This is a genomic window from Treponema sp. Marseille-Q4132, from assembly GCF_014334835.1.
GTDB lineage: Bacteria > Spirochaetota > Spirochaetia > Treponematales > Treponemataceae > Treponema_D > Treponema_D paredis.
This window is the reverse complement of the sequence record NZ_CP060591.1, coordinates 582,311-600,243: the sequence shown is the minus strand read 5'-3', so window position 1 is coordinate 600,243 and position 17,933 is coordinate 582,311. Positions and strand designations below refer to the sequence as shown.

Genomic DNA, 17,933 nt, shown 5'->3' with positions numbered 1-17,933 from the left:
CGTGCCGGCAGTATTATTTGCTATCGTTGCGATCAATATCGCTCTGTGGATCGTTTTTACAGTCCGCTTTAAGCGTCTCTTTTCGGCTGACGACGTCATCGAAAAAGCGAGAACCGAAATGGACAGAATGATCCGCGACATCAACAATCATACCGTCCGCGCGATCGATATCATCGACGACAGAACAAAGCAGCTGAAGTGCCTCATCGAAGAAGCCGACAGAAGAATTGCGCTTGCGCAAAGCGAAGAAGCGAAAAAAGAATCGCTGTCCGCTCTCCGCGATACGCTTGAAAAAAAGACGGTTCCCGAATTTTCCCGCCGCGCCGCGAATACTTACAAAAAAAATGTTCCTCGCTCCAGGCCTTCCCCCGACGCGTCCTATGCAGTAACGGGAGAAGGGGAAGCGCTTGCGGAAATGCAGCATTCGCTTTTCGATGACAAACAAAAAGAAGTGAGTACAAAGGCCGAGATGAACGTGATGGGCGACGGAACGTCGTACGCGAAAGTGCCGGTTATAAAACCCGATGTATATTTTTCGGAAACGCCCGTGGTGCCGAAAAAGAATTTTACGAAGCAAGTGCTCGAAATGTCGGAAATGGGACTTACGATCGAACAAATTGCAAAGCAGCTTTCATGTTCGAAAACCGAAGTGCAGATGATACTCGATATGCAATAGTGAACTTCTGAAAGTTTTTATGGGAGAAGTTATGAAAACAACGGTGCAAAATTTCGGCGTACTTTCCGACGGAACGAAGGTTTCGCTTTTTACCGTTAAAAACAAGCGCATGTCCTTTTCCGTTACGGATTACGGCTGCAGGATTACGAGTATCGTGCTGCGCGATTCGGACGGCATCGAAACCGACGTCGTACTGGGGTATTCGACGCTCGAAGGCTATATTTACGATACGAGCTATTTCGGCGCTTTTGTTGGGCGTTTTGCAAACAGAATTAAAAATGCTTCATTTACGCTTGATGGCAAACGCTTCACGCTCGATAAAAACGACGGGCGCAATATGCTGCACGGAGGTTTTGACGGCTGGGACAAAAAAGTGTGGAAAGCGAAAATCGTTTCGACCGAAAGAGGTGCGGGAGTCGAGTTTACGCGCGTTTCAAAAGACGGCGAGCAGGGCTTTCCCGGAAATATGCGCATAAAAGTGCGCTACATCCTCGACGAAAAAAATAACCTTACGTGCCGTTATACGGCATCGAGCGATAAAGCCTGTCCCGTAAACCTCACCAATCATTCGTATTTTAATCTTGCGGGAAAAGGTACGATCGAAAATCATGTTTTAAAACTCGACTGCCCCTCTTATCTTGAAACTACGAGCGCTTTGATCCCGACCGGAAAAATTCTTTCCGTAAAGGATACGCCTTACGATTTTTTGAAAGAAAAACGCATCGGACGCGATATCGAAAAAACGGTAACGGGTTACGACGACTGCTTTGTTACGAAGATCTACGACGAAAAAAACGGAAGCTCCGGCGTTCCCGAATCTGCTGAAAAAATCATCCGAGTTGCACAATTGTGCGATCCCGAATCGGGCAGGACGGTGACGGTCGACACGAATGCGAAAGGCATACAGCTTTATACCGGCAATATGCTGAAAGCCGTGCGCGGCAAAAACGGGCGCATCTACGGCAAGCACGCAGCTCTCTGCCTCGAAACCGAGTGCTTTCCCGATTCGCCGAACATCGCTCATTTTCCGTCCTGCGTTTTGCTTCCCGGAAAAAAATACGAATCGGTTACCGTATACGGATTTCGATGGTAAAAGGACGGAACGAGGGTTGTAAACGTTCCGCACGAATAAAAATGAAATGATGAACAAAAGTCTCGGGCGGGGCATTGTATTAAATTGCTTTTGACGGTATGATTATATATCGTTTATTTTACCGAGACAGCGAGGGTTGTATGGATGTCCAGTTGCAGGAATTGATCGACAAAATAAAAAAAGACGGAGTGGCGAGCGCGGAAGCTTCTGCGGCCGAGATACTCGCCGACGCCGAAAAAAAAGCGCGAGCCGTCGTTTCCGATGCGGAGCAAAAAGCCGACGGCATCATCAAAAATGCGAAAGCCGAAACGGAGCGCATGGAAAAAGCGAGCGAAGACGCTATAGCACAGGCGGGACGCAATATGATTTTATCGTTCCGCGATTCCCTCACCGCCGAACTCGACAGAATTATTAAGACTGAAACGGCGAAAGCATATTCGAAAGATATGCTCGCAAATCTTATTCCCGAAACGGTAAAAGCGTGGACAAAGCATACCGATGCGAAAGAGCTTTCCGTTTTGCTTTCCGAAAAGGATTTGAAAGAACTCGAATCCGCTCTTACGTCCGCGCTCAAAGACGAAATCGCAAAGGGGCTCGTGCTCAAAAGCGATAAAACGCTCGCGGCCGGTTTCAGGATCGGAGTTAAAGACGGCAGAGCGTTTTACGATTATTCTTCCGATTCCCTTGCCGAATTGTTCGCAGCCTACGTCAATCCGCGCACTGCAGCCATCTTAAAAGGCGCCGTTCAAGGGACAAACGAGTGAAGCAGTATTATCTCGTTTCGCAGCTGCCCGACATTTCAAACGCCGAGCGATCGCTTGCGATAACGGAAAGCTATTACCGCGATCTGTGTTCGCGCTTTCTCTCGAAAGCGGAAGTCGAAGTTTTAAACGCTCTTTCGCTTGTTCCGCCGAAAGAGCCTTTTCCGACCGGCTCGAAATTTCTCGATGCGTGGTACGACAGAGAGCGGAGTCTCCGCTTTGCACTTGCGCAAGTCCGCGCGCAAAGGATGAAGCGCGATGCGCAGCAAGTGCCGCCGTCGTGTACGGCCGACATCATGCAGGCTGCCCGCACCGCAGTCGGTATGGACAGTCCTCTTTCCGCGGAAAAGTTTTTATACGAATACCGCACCGGAGTGCTCGATAATCTTCGCCCTTTGGATAACTTTTCCGTCGATGCCGTCTACGAGTACGGCATACGGCTTTTGCTTACTGTGCGCATGAAAAAATTCAATAAAGAAGCGGGTACTCTGGCATACCGCAATATGTACGATTCTATACTGGGAGAAACAATATGACGGGTACTAAAGCGAAAGTAGTCGGCGTCAACGGCAATATGGTTTCGATAGCCTTTGACGGCAACGTTTCGATGAACGAAGTCGGCTACGTAAACGTCGAAGGCAAACGGCTCAAAGGCGAAGTCATCCGTATACGCGGCGACGGCGCTCAAATGCAGATTTACGAAATGACGAACGGCATACGTTCGGGCGATACCGTCGAATTCGACGGCGACCTTTTGTGTGCCGAACTCGGTCCCGGTTTGCTGGGTCAAGTGTACGACGGTTTGCAAAATCCGCTGCCGCTTGTCGCGGAACAGGCGGGCTTTTTTCTCGAGCGGGGCGTCTATGTCGCGCCTCTTTCCAAAGCGACGAAGTGGGACTTTACGCCGTCGGCAAAACTCGGCGATGTCGTATACCGCGGAGATGCCGTCGGCTCGGTTCCCGAAGGTCCCTTTACGCATAAGATCCTCGTACCCTTCGATATGTACGGCTCCTATACCGTAAAGAAAATCGCAGCTGCGGGATCGTACACGATTCAAGATGAAATCGCAGTCCTCGAAGACGAAAAGGGCGAAGCGCATACGATTACGATGACGTTCAAGTGGCCGGTAAAACGCGCCGTCGACTGCTATGCCGAACGCCTTGCACCGTCTGACGCGATGGTTACGAAGATACGTCTCATCGATACGTTTTTTCCTGTTGCGCTCGGCGGAACCTATTGCATACCCGGTCCTTTCGGCGCGGGTAAAACGGTTATCCAGCATACGACGAGCCGCAACGCCGAAGTCGATATCGTCATCATCGCGGCTTGCGGCGAGCGTGCGGGCGAAGTCGTCGAAACGATCAAAGACTTTCCGAAACTCATCGATCCGCGCACCGGAGAATCGCTTATGAAGCGGACGATCATCATCTGCAATACATCGTCCATGCCCGTCGCTTCCCGCGAAGCGTCGGTTTACACGAGCGTCACGCTTGCCGAATACTATCGCCAGATGGGACTCAACGTGCTTTTGCTTGCCGATTCCACTTCTCGCTGGGCGCAGGCGCTGCGCGAAATGAGCGGCCGTCTCGAAGAGATTCCGGGCGAAGAAGCGTTCCCCGCCTATCTCGAATCCTATATCGCAGCCTTTTACGAACGTGCGGGTATCGTGCGCCTGCGCGACGGGAAAACGGGTTCTGTTACGATCGGCGGTACGGTTTCTCCCGCCGGCGGCAACTTCGACGAACCGGTTACGCAGGCGACGCTCAAAGTCGTCGGCGCTTTCCACGGTCTTGCACGCGAGCGGAGCGACGCCCGAAAATACCCCGCGATCGACCCGCTCAATTCGTGGTCGAAATACAAAAGCGTTATCCGCGAAGACTGGGTGGATTTCGCGCGTACGCTTTTTAAGAGCGGACAGGAAGTCAACCAGATGATGAAAGTCATCGGCGAAGAAGGAACGACGACCGAAGATTATATCGAATATCTGAAAAGCGATTTTCTCGATTCGGTGTATTTTCAGCAAAACTCTTTCGACGAAATCGACAATTCGGTCAGCGTCGAGCGCCAAACCTATACGCTCGAAAAAGTGCTTCGCATACTCGGATCCGATTTCGATTTGAATTCGAAAGACGACGCGCGCTCTTATTTCAACTCTTTGCGCCAGCTCTTTATCGACTGGAACTATTCGACGTGGAAGGACGACGCATTCGTTTCTCTCGAAAAAAAGATCGACGAGCTTTACGCGCAAAAAAACGGCAAACTGCAAAAAGAAGCGGCGGCGCTGCTCAAGGACGGTGAATGATATGAATAAAATATATTCGCGAATCGAATCGATCACCGGCAACGTCATCACGGTAAAAGCCGACAATGTCCGCTACGGAGAACTCGCGGAAATCGAAACGAGGTTCGGAAAATCGCTCGCGGAAGTCAATAAAATCGACGGAGAAGTCGTGTCGCTGCAGGTTTTCGCAGGCGGCCGCGGTATTTCCACCGGCGATCACGTTAAATTTCTCGGTCACCAGATGGAAGTGAGTTTCAGTGAAAATCTGCTCGGCCGCATTTTCAACGGATCCGCATCTCCCCGCGACTCGGGACCTTCTCTTTCGGACAACCTCGTAACGATAGGCGGGCCTTCGGTCAATCCTTCCAAGCGCATTATGGCAAACCGCATGATCCGCACGGGCATCCCGATGATCGATATGTTCAATACGCTTGTCGTTTCGCAAAAGCTGCCGATATTCAGCATTTCGGGAGAACCGTACAACCAGCTGCTCGCGCGCATTGCGATGCAGGCGGAAGTCGACGTCATCGTGCTCGGCGGTATGGGCTTAAAGTACGACGATTACCTGTACTTTAAAAACACGCTCGAAAACGGCGGAGCTATGAGCCGCACCGTTATGTTTATCCACACGGCCGCCGACCCGACGGTCGAATGCATGAAAGTGCCCGATTTGAGCCTTGCCGTCGCCGAACAGTTTGCGCTGCAGGGCAAAGACGTGCTCGTCCTTTTGACCGATATGACGAACTTCGCCGATGCGATGAAAGAAATCGCGATCACACAGGAACAGGTTCCGTCGAACCGCGGTTATCCCGGCGACTTGTACAGTCAGCTCGCTTCCCGCTATGAAAAAGCCGTCGACTTCGAAGGCGCGGGCTCGGTAACCGTCCTCGCCGTGACGACGATGCCCGGAGACGACGTAACGCATCCCGTGCCCGACAATACGGGCTATATCACCGAAGGGCAGTATTATCTCAAAGGCGGCCGCATCGAACCGTTCGGAAGCCTTTCGCGCTTAAAGCAAAACGTCAACGGAAAGACGAGGGACGATCATCGTTCTCTCATGGACGGCATGATACGTCTGTATTCTTCGTATAAAGATACGCTTGAAAAAAAATCGATGGGCTTTATGATGAGCGCGTGGGACAACAAGCTCATCAAATACGGCAAAGAATTCGAAGACGAAATGATGGATCTGTCTAAAAACATATCGCTCGAAGACGCCCTCGATTCGGGTTGGAAGATTCTCGCCGACTGTTTCGAAAAAGAGGAAACGGGTATAAAAACGGGACTGCTCGATAAGTATTGGCCGAAAAGGGATTAACGTATGGCGAAGATCAAGCTGACGAAAAACGAGCAAAAGATTCAAAAAGATGCGCTGAAAATGTATCAGCGCTATCTTCCGACGCTTACGCTCAAAAAGCAGCAGCTCCAAACCGAAATCCGCGCCATCGATGCAAAAGCGCGTGAAGTGCGCGATGCGCGTAAAGCGCTCGAAAAGGAATTCGACGAATGGATCGCCGTATTCGCCGATGCCGAATCCTTCGGACGCGATACGGTGCGTGTGAGCAATATACGAAAAGGCACAGGCAATATCGCGGGCGTAAAGATTCCGATTTACGAAGGCGCCGATTTTACGCGAGCCGAGTACGATCTCTACGAAACGCCCGTGTGGATCGATATGGCGGCCGATCGCATGGAAAGAGCGCTCGAACTCGATTTGGAAGCGGAAGTGCTCGACGAACAAGTGCGTCTCCTTTCGAAAGAGCTTCGCACGACGACGCAGCGCGTAAACCTTTTCGAAAAAGTGAAGATTCCCGAAGCGAAAGAAAATATCAGAAAGATATCCGTGTTCCTCGGCGATGAAAGAGTCGCCGCAGTCGTGCGCAGTAAGATATCGAAGCGGAAACTGGAGGCTGAAGCGAAATGATCGTAGCGATGAAAAAAGTTTCCGTCGTCATTCTCGAAAAAGAAAAAAAAGACGCGCTCGAAAAATTGCGGAAGCTCGGCGTCATGCACTTGGAAAGCCTTGAAGGCGAAAGCGAAAAGCTTTCCGCTTTGAAAGAAGATTTTTCATGCGCGCAAAACGCATACGCGATCCTTTCCGAGATAAAAGCGCCTAAGTCTGTTCGCGCCGAAAATCTCGATGAAGCCGGAATCGCCGAAAAAAGCAAAACGGTTACATCGCTTTTCGACGAAAAAAAATCCCTCATCGATGCGCTCGGCGCCGACACCGTCGAACTCGAACGCTTTGCAAAGTGGGGCAGCGTCGATCCTGACGATTTCGCATATCTTTCCGAAAAAGGAATAGCGCTTTCGATGTACGAAATGCCGGCCGATTTATACACCGCCCTGGACGATTCCATCGATACGGTGCTCGTCAATACCGGAAAGCGCGACGTGCGCTTTTTGCTTATCGGAAAAGAGCGGCCTGAAAATCTTCCGCCCGAAGCTTTTGAAGTGCCGCTTCCGAAAATCGCTACTGAAAAACTTTCCGTGCAAATCGAAGACAATATAAAGCGCATCCGTGAAATCGAAACCGAACTTTCGGCACAGGCGGTGTATGGCCGTCAGATCGATTCGTATGCGAAAAAGCTCGCAAAAGAAATCGAATTCGAAAACGTGTATGCGGGTATGGGAAAAGAAAGCGAAGGCAAAGCGAGCGATCTCGCGTGGCTTTCAGGCTATGTTCCGTCGGACGGCTTTTCCGCTTTGGAAGAGGCGGCAAAACAAAACGGCTGGGCGCTTTCTTCGAGTGAAGTCGAAGAGACCGACGATCCGCCGACAAAGCTTAAAAACAATCCGCTCGTAAGCATCATCTATCCGCTCACCGATTTTCTCGGTACCGTTCCCGGCTACCGCGAATTCGATATTTCCGGATGGTTTTTGTTTTTCTTTACGATCTTTTTCGGCATGATTTTCGGCGATGCAGGCTACGGCCTCATCATGCTCGCTCTTGCGCTCATCCTAACGCTCAAATCGAAGGCCGCGGGTAAAAAAACGAATCCGATGATGAGCCTCCTTGCACTCCTTTCTTTTTCGACGGTCGTGTGGGGAACGCTCACTTGTACGTGGTTCGGTATCGCAGCCGACAAACTTCCCTCGTGGCTTACTTCTCTTTCGATTCCGCCGATTTCTTCGGCATACGCTTCCCGCTACGACGGCGTGCGGAGTCTCCTTACGACCGATCAAAATCTGCAAGTGTTTTGCTTTACGCTCGCGCTCGTGCAGCTGACGGTCGCGCACATCAAGTGCTTTATAAACGACATACGCTCTCCGAAGTGCATAGGAGACTTGGGTTCCATGCTCATGCTGTGGGGTATGTTTTACATCGTGCTCATGCTCGTCATCAGCGGGGAAATCTTTTCGCTCGATAAAGTCGTGTACGGCGTTCCCGTCGGCAGCGTTTCTCTTGCGCTCGTCGGAGGCGGCTTTTTGATGAGCTTCGTGTTTTCGAATTACGACGGCAGCGTCGCAAGGGCGGTGCTCGAAAGCTGTAAAAATATCATTTCGGTAGTGCTCGGTGTCGTAAACGTGTTTTCGGATATCGTGTCGTATATCCGTCTGTGGGCGGTCGCTTTGGCCGGCAGCGCGATTTCGAGTACGGTCAACACTATGGCGGGTCCGCTTTTGGGACACGCGATTTTCTTTGTCGCCGCCCTCGTCCTGCTCGTAACGGGGCACGGACTCAACGTCGCATTGAACGTGCTTTCGGTTATCGTTCACGGAGTGCGATTGAATACGCTTGAATTTTCGAGCCACCTCGGTATGTCGTGGTCGGGATATAAATATGAGCCGTTCAGAGAAGCGGCGTATCAGGAGATATTATGAATTTGGGAATGCTTGGTGCAGGTGTCGTGATGGGACTTGCCGCTATCGGAAGCGCGTTCGGAATCGGTATCGCAGGACAGGGTGCAATCGGTGCATGGAAACGCTGTTACGTAAATAATAAGCCCGCACCTTTTATCCTCACCGTTTTTGCAGGCGCGCCGCTGACGCAGACGATTTACGGATTTCTTTTGACGAGGAGCATCCTCAATTCGGGTAAAAATCCGCTGTTTTTACTCGGACTCGGCGTTGCCGCAGGACTTGCGATGGGCGCGTCTGCCGTCGCTCAGGGACAGGCGGGAGCAGCCGGTTCGGATGCGCTCGGGGAAACGGGCAAAGGCTTTGCGAGCTATATCATGGTCGTCGGTCTTTGCGAAACGGTCGCTCTCTTTGTCATGGCCTTCGGCATCGGTTTTTGCCGATAAGCGTTCTTTCGAAAAGCGCGCATGACGAAAAAAGTTTACCTCGGCGGAAACGGTAAAACGGAGCGCATTGCCGTCGGAGGCGATGCTCCCGTTTCGGTACAGACGATGTGGAAAAAATCCATCGTCGGTTTGGATGCCGATTCCGAAAAGCGCACTTTACTCGTAGAAGAAATACACGCACTCAAAGGGATAGGCTGCGATATCGTGCGTTTTGCCGTTCCCGATATGGAAAGCGCGCGTGCACTCTGCGCGATAGCCGCCGAATGCACGGTGCCCCTCGTCGCCGATATCCACTTCGACTACCGCCTTGCCCTCGAATGTCTCCGCGGCAACGTCGCCGCGATCAGAATAAACCCCGGCAATATAGGCTCTCGTGAAAACGTCGAAAAGGTCGTCGCCTCGTGCCGCGAAAAAAACGCCGCGATCAGAATCGGTGTCAATGCGGGAAGTTTTCCGAAAGACCTTGCGGCGAAAGTCGAGACCGCTTCCATGTCGAGGGCGGAAGCGCTTTCCGAAACGGCATCGCGCGAAGCCGCCGTATTGGACGAACTCGGCTTTAACCAGTTTGTCGTCAGCATGAAAGCCTCTTCGGTAAGTGAAACGATCGAAGCGAACGAAGTATTTGCAAAAAAATACGATATACCTCTTCATATCGGAGTGACGGAAGCCGGTCCTCTCATCACCGGCATCGTAAAGAGCACGCTCGCTTTCGGCGCTCTGCTTTCGAAAGGCATAGGAGATACGATCCGCGTAAGCCTTTCATCATCTCCGGAAAACGAAGTGATAGCCGGCCGCGAAATACTTGTAGAATGCGGAAAAAGAGAGGGCGGCGTAAAGCTCATTTCCTGTCCGAGATGCGGGAGGATCGGATTCGACGTACACGCCTTCGTCGAAAAATGGCAAAGAGAACTTTTATCGCTCGATAAAAACATAAGCGTCGCTGTTATGGGCTGTGTCGTAAACGGCCCGGGAGAGGGAAAGCACGCGGACTTGGGGATAGCGGGGTCGGGCAATAAAGTCGTCATATTTAAAAAAGGAAAAATAGTGCGCACCGTCGACGCAAAAGATGCCGATAAAGTATTCAGAGAAGAATTGGACACGCTGTAAAACGTATCGGTTGTACTGATCGTGCGGTCATTAAACGAAACACTGAAATAGCGTGTTTCGTTTAACCGTTTTTCTCAATTCCTAACCGGTTGACCTATGAAAAAGATTGTTATTGTTTTTTCCGTATTATTGCTCTCGTATTCCTCTTTGTGCGCGCAAGTGCGGCCCAAAAAGCCGCGCGATCTTGAGAGCGATATAAAACTGCTTCGTTCTTCGCGCGTCGAATTCGATAACGGAAAGTACGGAGAAGCGCTCCGTCTCGCAAACGAAGCGAAAATCGCTCGGCGGGAACTGGTCGCGTGGGAAGCCGATACGCTTGCGTATGCTTTAAAACCTCGCGAAGTGCAAAAGGAAGTACAAAGGGCGAACGGCGTACTTTCCGACGTGCTCGCAGTTCTCAAAAAACGTGAAGACTACGACACCGTCGAAATTGTCGAACGCTATGTCGGAAAAAAGACGAGCGCATTTTTTTATAATTCGGCGGACGCCCTCGTCTCCTACGTTTCGACGCGCCGCGTTTTTCCCGAAGCCGACAGACTTATCGGCTGCATTTACTTTTTGGAAGGCGAGTACGCGCTTGCAAAACAATATCTTTTAAATGCGTGGCAGAGCGCCTCGCTTCTCGACGTTCCCGACGAACGCTGCGATATTTTATACGCGCTTTCCGATATCGCGCTTATTGAAAAAGATTTCGACGGCTATGAAAAAGATCTGCTTCTCATCGTAAGCGGTGAGAGTTTATTGAAAAATAAAAGTTTCGAAAGAGCTTTTATGCTCATCGTGCAAAACGGGGATGCCGGTTCGATGGAAAAATTCTTTACGCTTTTCCGATCCGAAGATTATACGGCGCTCGATGCGTATTTTAAACTCGCATCGTACTACGGCGAGCGCGGTTTTGCCGATAAAGCGCTGAAAGCCTTCGCGCTCGGAACTCTTACCGCTTTTACGAAAATGCACAATACCGTAAAAGCGAGGGATCCCGAATTCGAATATCAAAACCTTGAATCCCTTTTTACGGAGATTGCGCGATTTTCCGATATAGTCGATTGGGCATCCGAGAGGCAGCTGTGGAAAGGATTTTCTGATTTTGCCGACTGCGTACAAAAAGCGGGAAATGACCGATTTGCATTCGACCTCTATACTGCGATGGCAAAATCCGCGCCCGACGATTATTGGAAAAAAAAGGCCGCCCTTGCACTTTCCGATAAATTCAACCGTTAATCGAAATGTGGAATTTCGGAAGTCTTTTTTGAAAATACGCTTTTCTCTCGGCTTTCGAAAACGTTCGGCGTAATGCGGAAAAACGCTAAGGGGTGGTGCGATGATTTTAAAAAAGCGGTATACTCGCGCTGTACGTATGTTTTGTATCGCTTTGGGCGTCTGTGCGGCTTTGTTCGCCGTTCTGACGCTGCTCGTATACGCATTGCTTTTCCGCCCGACGGTTTCTCGCCGTAAACAAAAAGCGCCCGAGTTTTTTGAAGGCGAGAGAAAACTTGCACCGTATCTTAGCGAACTCCGTGCCGCCGTCGATTCGTTTTCCCTGATGGAAAAGGAATCCGTGTGTATCACGTCCTATGACGGTATAAAGCTTGCAGCCCTCTACGTGAGCGCCGAAAATGCGAAAGGAACGGTCGTCTGCATGCACGGCTATCACGGAAGCCCTTCGGGAAACTTTTCTCTTGCCGTACGATTTTTTCATGAGCGCGGCTGGAATGTTTTGCTCCCGTATCAGAGGGCGCACGGGGAGAGCGGCGGAACATATCTTACGTTCGGCATAAAAGAGCGCTTCGATTGCCGCGATTGGACTGCGGCAGCCGATCGAAAAAACGGCGGGGCGCTGCCGATCATTCTTTACGGCGTTTCAATGGGAGCATCTACGGTACTCATGGCTTCCGGTACGGAGCTTTCCGAAAACGTTGCGTTTATCATCGCAGACTGCGGCTATACTTCTGCGCGCGATGAAATCGCTCACGTGCTCAAAACTTCGTACCGCTTGCCGATTTCTCCGACGCTCGCGATTTCCGATATGCTTGCCCGCTCGATCGCAGGTTTCGGCTTGAGCGAATATTCGACGCTTGATGCGCTTGCCGAAAATAAAATTCCCGTGCTTTTTATACACGGGGATGCGGATACTTTCGTGCCTCCGTATATGTCGGAAAAAAATTACGAAGCGTGCTCGGCTCCGAAAGAGCTGCTCATAGTAAAAGGTTCTCCTCACGCGGCCAATTATGTACTCGGTCAAAGGGAGTACGAAAAAAAGATAATCGAATTTATGGACAAGTATGCCGTAAAAAAAGTTCAAGGATAAAAAGATGAATATGAGTCGAATTATCGAAGATGTAAAAAATACCGTCAATCAATTGCTTTCGGCGGCGGAATTGAAAACCGGAAGTATCCTTGTCGTCGGATGCTCTTCGAGCGAAATTCTCGGAAACAAAATCGGAACGGCTTCGAGCGAAGATACGGGAAGGGAAGTCTTTAAAGCGATATACGATATAGTTCGGCCGTGCGGCATATTCCTTGCCGCGCAGTGCTGTGAACATTTGAACCGTGCGCTTGTCATTGAAGAAGCTTGCCTCGAAAAATACGGTTATGAGAGGGTTTCCGTCGTTCCGTGGATTCACGCCGGCGGCTCGTTTGCGTCGGCGGCGTACCGTATGTTTGAAAGGCCCGCCGTCACCGAGCATATAAAAGCCGATGCCGGAATCGACATCGGCGATACGCTTATCGGTATGCATTTGCGCGATGTGGCCGTTCCCGTCCGCATCGAACAAAAAAGCATAGGATCCGCACACATCGTATGCGCGCGTACTCGTCCGCGTCTTATCGGCGGAGAGCGGGCACGTTATACTCTCGTGCAGTGATTTTCAAAGCGATTTATTGTTTTTGAAATGAATCTTTTCCGACTCCGCACAGCGGGCATACCCAATCGTCGGGGATGTCTTCCCACTTTGTACCCGGCGCTATGCCGCCGTCGGGATCGCCTTTTGCCGGGTCGTACACGTACCCGCATACGGTGCATTCGTATTTGTCCATAGCTACACTCCTTAAGATTGCGTTGTACCGCATCTTTATAAAATTCTTGCAGATTGCTCTGCCCCTTGCTTATACTATATCGATATATTTTAAAATCGTCAAATAAAATCGTTTCGTATGACTGCGATTTTCCGGCGTACTCGAACCGTATGAAAAGCAAAATACGAAATATACTGAAAATTTTCCGTGCCTTTCATACTTCGCTACTAGAAAAATCGGAGAAAAGCGATTAGAATAAAAGCAGTTGCCAAAAGTCGAATTTTTACGGATATCCTTCAGGAGGTTGTATGAACAAGGTTATGAGTGCTGCTGTACTTTCCGTGCTTTTGCTGGGAGGATGTACAAAGCAGATGGGTATGAAACAGTCGGCCATGAAAAAGGGTGAGATAGGTCTTGCCGTATCGGCTCAAAATGCGTTTTTCTCTGCGCTTATCCAAGGTGCCGAGCAGGAAGCAAAGACACAGGGAGTCAAGCTTACCGTTGCGGATGCAGGTGATAGCGCAGCAAAACAGGCAAGCGATATCAAAGATTTTATATCGAAAAAGGTCAGCGTTATTATCGTCAATCCCGTAGACTCTGCGGGGATTGCACCGTCCGTTGCAGCGGCGAAAAAAGCGGGAATTACCGTCATTTCGCTGGACCGTAGCGTTATCGGTGAAAGCGTAGCTTCTCAGATCGCATCCGACAACGTCGCCGGAGGAAAGATAGCCGGATCGTATCTTTTAAAACTCGTCGGTGAAAATGCCGATATCGCCGAGCTTCAGGGGAGCCAGGGTACGTCCGCTGCAACAGATCGCGGCAAAGGTTTTCACGAAGCCGTTGACGGAAAGGCGAACGTCGTTGCAAGCGTTACGGCGAATTTCAAACGTGAGGAAGGAAGGATCGCGACGGAAAATATTTTGCGCGCAAATCCGAATGTAAAAGGTATTTTCGCACATAACGACGAAATGGCTCTCGGCGCAGTCGATGCGGTTTCGGCTGCCGGTAAAGATATCGTTATCGTGGGATTCGATGCGATAGACGATGCTCTTGCCGCCGTAAAAGAAGGACGCATGGCGGCGACCGTCGCGCAGATGCCCGCTAAAATGGGAAAAACAGCCGTCCAGACTGCCGTTAAACTTATGAACGGAGAAAAGGTTGCATCATCCATTCCCGTTTCGGTAATGCTTATAACGAAGTAATACGGTCAATAAAAAAGAAAAAGGCGGAATCTGAAATTCGTTAAAATTTCGATTCCGCCTTTTTTGTCGGGCTACCGGAATTCGAATCCGGGACCCCAAGTCCCCCAGACTTGTACGCTAACCAGCTGCGCTATAGCCCGAAACGTACCGGTAAAACCGATACGATTATCTACTATATCGAAAAAAATCGAAGCGGTCAACTCTTTTGACGCGATTTGCTTTTGAATATATACTCACATTTGCGTACTGTCTGTGGCGGTTTTAAGGGAGGCGAGCGGTGAAAAAGATTCGCGTAACGGCTGAAAGCAAAAACAAATTGGTTTTGGATGAAGACGCTGAAAAAGGCGATTTTATCGATCTTTCGGATATAAACTCGGTCGATACGAGTTCGCTTGAAGAAGCTCTCTCGAAAGGAGCCGATAAAATATACCTCGAAAAGCTCAGGCAGGCGAAAGCCGAATTCGAACTTGAAAGTCAAAAAGAAAAAGCCGATTTGCAAGCGCAAATTGAAAAGGTGAGGGCGCAGTCGGTTTCGGATTCGCAAAAAGAGCGGCACGAATTGGAGATCGCGTTAAACAAACAAATTGCCGATTTACAGATGAAACTTTCATCGTTCGAAGCGTCGAAAAAATCGGCGATAACCGAAATCACTGCGAAAAAAGATTCGGAAATCGCCGAACTGAAACAAAAAATTGCGAGCAACGAATCGCAAAATCAGTTAAAGATCGAAAAGGTTGAAAACGAAAAAACTCTCGCGCTTCAAAAATTATCGAATGAGCTTGAAAAAGCGAATGATAAAGCGAAACTGAAAGAAGACAGCATGAAGCAGACTTTCGAAGCTCAGCTGAAAGATAAAGACGAACAGATCGCGTATTATAAAGATTTGAAAGCGAAGCTTTCGACGAAGATGCTCGGAGAAACGCTCGAAGCGCATTGCAAAAATTCTTTCGAACAATATCTCCGACCCGTCATGTCCGGCGCTTATTTTGAAAAAGACAATGCGGTATCGAAATCGTCCGGATCGAAAGGCGATTTTATTTTCCGCGATTTTGCGGACGGTTTTGAATACATATCGATCATGTTCGAGATGAAAAACGAAGCCGATGAAACTGCGACAAAGCACACGAACGAAGCCTTTTTTAAAGAACTCGATAAGGACAGAAAAGAAAAAAAATGCGAATATGCGGTTCTCGTGTCATTGCTTGAAAAAGATAACGATCTGTATAATAACGGCATCGTTGACGTTTCGCACAAATTTGAAAAAATGTATGTGATCAGGCCTCAGTTTTTTATCCCTCTGATAACGCTCTTGTGCAATGCGGCGAAGCATTCGTTGGAATATCAAAAGCAGCTTCAGATAGCAAAAAATCAATCGCTCGATATCACTCATTTTGAAGACCAGCTGACGGAGTTTAAAGACAGTTTCGGCAGAAATTACCGTTTGGCAAGCGAAAAATTCAAAACCGCGATTGATGAAATTGATAAGTCGATTGCGCATTTGAATAAAATTAAAGATGCGCTGATCGGCAGTGAAAATAATTTGCGTCTCGCAAACGACAAAGCCGACGATCTGTCCATAAAAAAACTCACAAAAGGAAATCCGACGATGATCGCAAAGTTCGATGAACTGAAAAATAAAAATCAATAGACCGCTTCGGCCGGAATCAGGCGAAAGGGGGCTGCATACTCCGAGGAAATTTATAATGCAGGAAAGCAGACGGGGAGCGGCATATTTGACCCGCTTGATAAAAACTGTTATGATTTTCGAAAGCTCTTTCGGAAGATATATCTTTCCGAAAAAAATTATGGAGGAACCTATGAAAAAGAAATTGACTGCTCTTTTTGCAGCTGCACTTTTATCCGCAAGCGCGGGAGTGTTTGCGACGGGGATCGGTCCGCAGCTGAACTTCGATCCGGTTGCCGCGCCTCGCTTTACGCCGCCTGCATGGGGACTTGCATGTTCCGCAAAGTTCGACGACATCCCGCTCTATTTTGCGGGCACTTTCAACATTATAGCCCCGTATACTTACGTAAAATCGGACGGCACCCCCGTTGCGACCGCGCGGCTCGGTCTTCAGCTTACCGCCGACTATTGGTTTATGAATCCTGAAATCATAGGATTGTGGCATTGGTTTTGGGGTCTCGGAGGAGCGGTGAGGACGGATTTCAGCGTCGACGGGAAAAACTTTTATTTTTCGACCGGTCCGAGAGCCGTTGCCGGCATGAACTGGTTTTTTGCCGACGGTTTTTTGGAACTCTACGTACAGCAGGCGATCCAGCCCGAACTGCAGTTTGCGTTCGGAGAGGACGGTAAAGCAAGCGGTCTGTTCGGCGTTCCCGTGTACTTTCCGAGCAGCGTCGGTTTGCGCTTTTGGTTTTAAACAAAAGCAAAGCCGTATATAAAATCAATGAGCTGTTAAAAAACCGCGGTTTTTCGACAGCTCATTAAATTAATAATTATTAATTTTATATGATCCCGCGCCGCCACATCCGAGCGCTTCGGCAAGGCGGGGCAGTACGGCTGCGAGTTCGTCGTCTATCTTCCACGGAGGATTGACGACGAGCATACCGCTTCCGTAGAGGCGCGGCGGTTCGGAATGATTCACGTCTTTCAACGCCGATTCCCTGTGCGAGTTTTCAGTGTTTACGCATAAGATCGCATCGAGTACGCCTCTTTCGGTTTTTCCGCCTTTTATTCCGGCTATTATCTTTTGTTTCATGGCATCCCGTTCGATTTTTTTTACCGCGATGAGCGGATACCAAAGCGCAAGCGTCGCACCTGCCCAGCGTTTATGCGTTTCTATAAACGATGCGGCCGTCCGCTCCCAGTCGGATGCATCTTCGTAACTCGGATCGCAGAATACTATGCCGCGCTTCGTTTTCGGAGGCGTGAGCGCGCGGAGCGCTTCGAATCCGTCCCGATGATGAATGTGCACCGCGGGTGCGTTTTCGGCAGTTGCGGCGTTTAAGCGCATATTGCGCTGCAGCGCGCCGATTTCATCAGGGTGCAGTTCGGAGAGTATGAGGCAGTCTTTTGTCCGCATAAAAGCGCGTTCTATTTCCGGAGAGCCCGGATAAAAGCCCGCATCGAGGCAGGCTTTTGCAAAGCGAAGATATTTTTTTAAATTAATAAAATAATCGTTTCGGCACTCTTTCGAACGTAATTCCCGTAAAGCCGTTTCGTCGGACGATTTATGTGACGGCTGCAAATCGATGCGCGATATCAGGGATAACTCAGGGACAGGCTGCCCGCGATCGGGGGACTGTGCTTCCACGTATCGAGCCGCTTCGTCGGACGATTTGCCGGGCAGCCGCGATTCCTTTGCGTACGGAATCGATTCGAGCAATTTTAAAATTCCACTTTGCGCGTCGAGCGTTTTTCGTGCACGCTCGTCATTCAAATCGTAGCGCGCGGATCCTGCGTGGGTGTCGATGACGGTGTACGGCGTTTCTTTTGCGTTGAAGCGTTCGAGCAGCATGACGAGGAGCGTATGCTTGAAAACGTCCGCGTGATTTCCCGCATGAAACGCGTGCCGGTAGCTCAGCAT

The 17,933-nt window shown here is 49.8% G+C and carries 18 protein-coding genes and 1 tRNA gene; 16 read left to right on the top strand and 3 right to left on the bottom strand.

The annotated features are described in order from the left end of the window. Position 1: 1 nt before the first annotated feature. The 13 genes from H9I35_RS02795 to H9I35_RS02735 all read left to right on the top strand — a co-directional run bounded on the left by H9I35_RS02795 (position 2) and on the right by H9I35_RS02735 (position 13,032). On the top strand, positions 2-676 hold the full coding sequence (locus H9I35_RS02795; RefSeq protein ID WP_187420117.1) for a hypothetical protein: 675 nt from the start codon (positions 2-4) through the stop codon (positions 674-676). 31 nt (positions 677-707) lie between these two features. Further along, a complete protein-coding gene (locus H9I35_RS02790) occupies positions 708-1,769 on the top strand; it encodes an aldose epimerase family protein (protein ID WP_187420116.1) in 1,062 nt (353 codons plus the stop codon). A 140-nt stretch (positions 1,770-1,909) separates the two neighbouring features. After that, positions 1,910-2,533 carry a V-type ATP synthase subunit E gene (locus tag H9I35_RS02785; RefSeq protein WP_187420115.1) on the top strand — a complete coding sequence of 208 codons (624 nt, stop codon included), beginning with the start codon at positions 1,910-1,912 and terminating at the stop codon, positions 2,531-2,533. Beyond that, complete coding sequence (locus tag H9I35_RS02780; protein WP_187420114.1) at positions 2,530-3,066, top strand: hypothetical protein; 537 nt, start codon at positions 2,530-2,532, stop codon at positions 3,064-3,066. Before H9I35_RS02785 ends, H9I35_RS02780 begins: the two co-directional genes overlap by 4 nt. Further along, on the top strand, positions 3,063-4,832 hold the full coding sequence (locus tag H9I35_RS02775; RefSeq protein ID WP_187420113.1) for a V-type ATP synthase subunit A: 1,770 nt from the start codon (positions 3,063-3,065) through the stop codon (positions 4,830-4,832). The genes H9I35_RS02780 and H9I35_RS02775 overlap by 4 nt, the downstream gene beginning before the upstream one ends. 1 nt (position 4,833) lies before the next feature. After that, positions 4,834-6,132 carry a V-type ATP synthase subunit B gene (locus tag H9I35_RS02770; protein WP_187420112.1) on the top strand — a complete coding sequence of 433 codons (1,299 nt, stop codon included), beginning with the start codon at positions 4,834-4,836 and terminating at the stop codon, positions 6,130-6,132. Positions 6,133-6,135: 3 nt separating this feature from the next. Beyond that, positions 6,136-6,738, top strand: a complete 603-nt coding sequence (locus H9I35_RS02765; protein WP_016520298.1) for a V-type ATP synthase subunit D — start codon at positions 6,136-6,138, stop codon at positions 6,736-6,738. Then, positions 6,735-8,639 (top strand): V-type ATP synthase subunit I, encoded by a 1,905-nt coding sequence (locus tag H9I35_RS02760; protein ID WP_187420111.1) that lies wholly within the window; start codon positions 6,735-6,737, stop codon positions 8,637-8,639. The genes H9I35_RS02765 and H9I35_RS02760 overlap by 4 nt, the downstream gene beginning before the upstream one ends. After that, positions 8,636-9,061 (top strand): V-type ATP synthase subunit K, encoded by a 426-nt coding sequence (locus H9I35_RS02755; RefSeq protein WP_016520296.1) that lies wholly within the window; start codon positions 8,636-8,638, stop codon positions 9,059-9,061. Before H9I35_RS02760 ends, H9I35_RS02755 begins: the two co-directional genes overlap by 4 nt. A gap of 21 nt (positions 9,062-9,082) precedes the next feature. After that, a complete protein-coding gene (ispG, locus tag H9I35_RS02750) occupies positions 9,083-10,168 on the top strand; it encodes a flavodoxin-dependent (E)-4-hydroxy-3-methylbut-2-enyl-diphosphate synthase (protein ID WP_187420110.1) in 1,086 nt (361 codons plus the stop codon). Between the two features lie 96 nt (positions 10,169-10,264). Then, a complete protein-coding gene (locus tag H9I35_RS02745; protein ID WP_187420109.1) occupies positions 10,265-11,389 on the top strand; it encodes a hypothetical protein in 1,125 nt (374 codons plus the stop codon). Between the two features lie 136 nt (positions 11,390-11,525). Then, positions 11,526-12,476 (top strand): alpha/beta hydrolase, encoded by a 951-nt coding sequence (locus H9I35_RS02740; RefSeq protein WP_187420108.1) that lies wholly within the window; start codon positions 11,526-11,528, stop codon positions 12,474-12,476. Positions 12,477-12,480: 4 nt separating this feature from the next. Then, the gene (locus H9I35_RS02735) at positions 12,481-13,032 is read left to right on the top strand and encodes a TIGR01440 family protein (RefSeq protein WP_187420107.1); all 552 of its coding nucleotides are present in this window, start codon (positions 12,481-12,483) and stop codon (positions 13,030-13,032) included. A 13-nt stretch (positions 13,033-13,045) separates the two neighbouring features. Here the strand turns inward: H9I35_RS02735 and rd are convergent, their stop codons facing one another. Continuing rightward, a complete protein-coding gene (rd, locus tag H9I35_RS02730; RefSeq protein WP_016520291.1) occupies positions 13,046-13,204 on the bottom strand; it encodes a rubredoxin in 159 nt (52 codons plus the stop codon). Positions 13,205-13,491: 287 nt separating this feature from the next. Between rd and H9I35_RS02725 the strand changes: the two genes are divergently transcribed. After that, a complete protein-coding gene (locus H9I35_RS02725) occupies positions 13,492-14,385 on the top strand; it encodes a substrate-binding domain-containing protein (RefSeq protein WP_187420106.1) in 894 nt (297 codons plus the stop codon). 66 nt (positions 14,386-14,451) lie between these two features. Here H9I35_RS02725 and H9I35_RS02720 read toward each other — a convergent pair. After that, positions 14,452-14,525, bottom strand: a tRNA-Pro gene (locus H9I35_RS02720). 137 nt (positions 14,526-14,662) lie between these two features. Here H9I35_RS02720 and H9I35_RS02715 point away from each other — a divergent pair. Next, positions 14,663-16,033, top strand: coding sequence for a DUF2130 domain-containing protein (locus tag H9I35_RS02715; RefSeq protein ID WP_187420105.1), 1,371 nt, complete (start codon positions 14,663-14,665; stop codon positions 16,031-16,033). A 169-nt stretch (positions 16,034-16,202) separates the two neighbouring features. Next, on the top strand, positions 16,203-16,766 hold the full coding sequence (locus H9I35_RS02710) for a hypothetical protein (protein ID WP_187420104.1): 564 nt from the start codon (positions 16,203-16,205) through the stop codon (positions 16,764-16,766). Between the two features lie 69 nt (positions 16,767-16,835). On the opposite strand, the gene H9I35_RS02705 is transcribed toward H9I35_RS02710, so the two are convergent. Then, positions 16,836-17,933, bottom strand: coding sequence for a 23S rRNA (adenine(2030)-N(6))-methyltransferase RlmJ (locus H9I35_RS02705; RefSeq protein ID WP_187420103.1), 1,098 nt, complete (start codon positions 17,931-17,933; stop codon positions 16,836-16,838).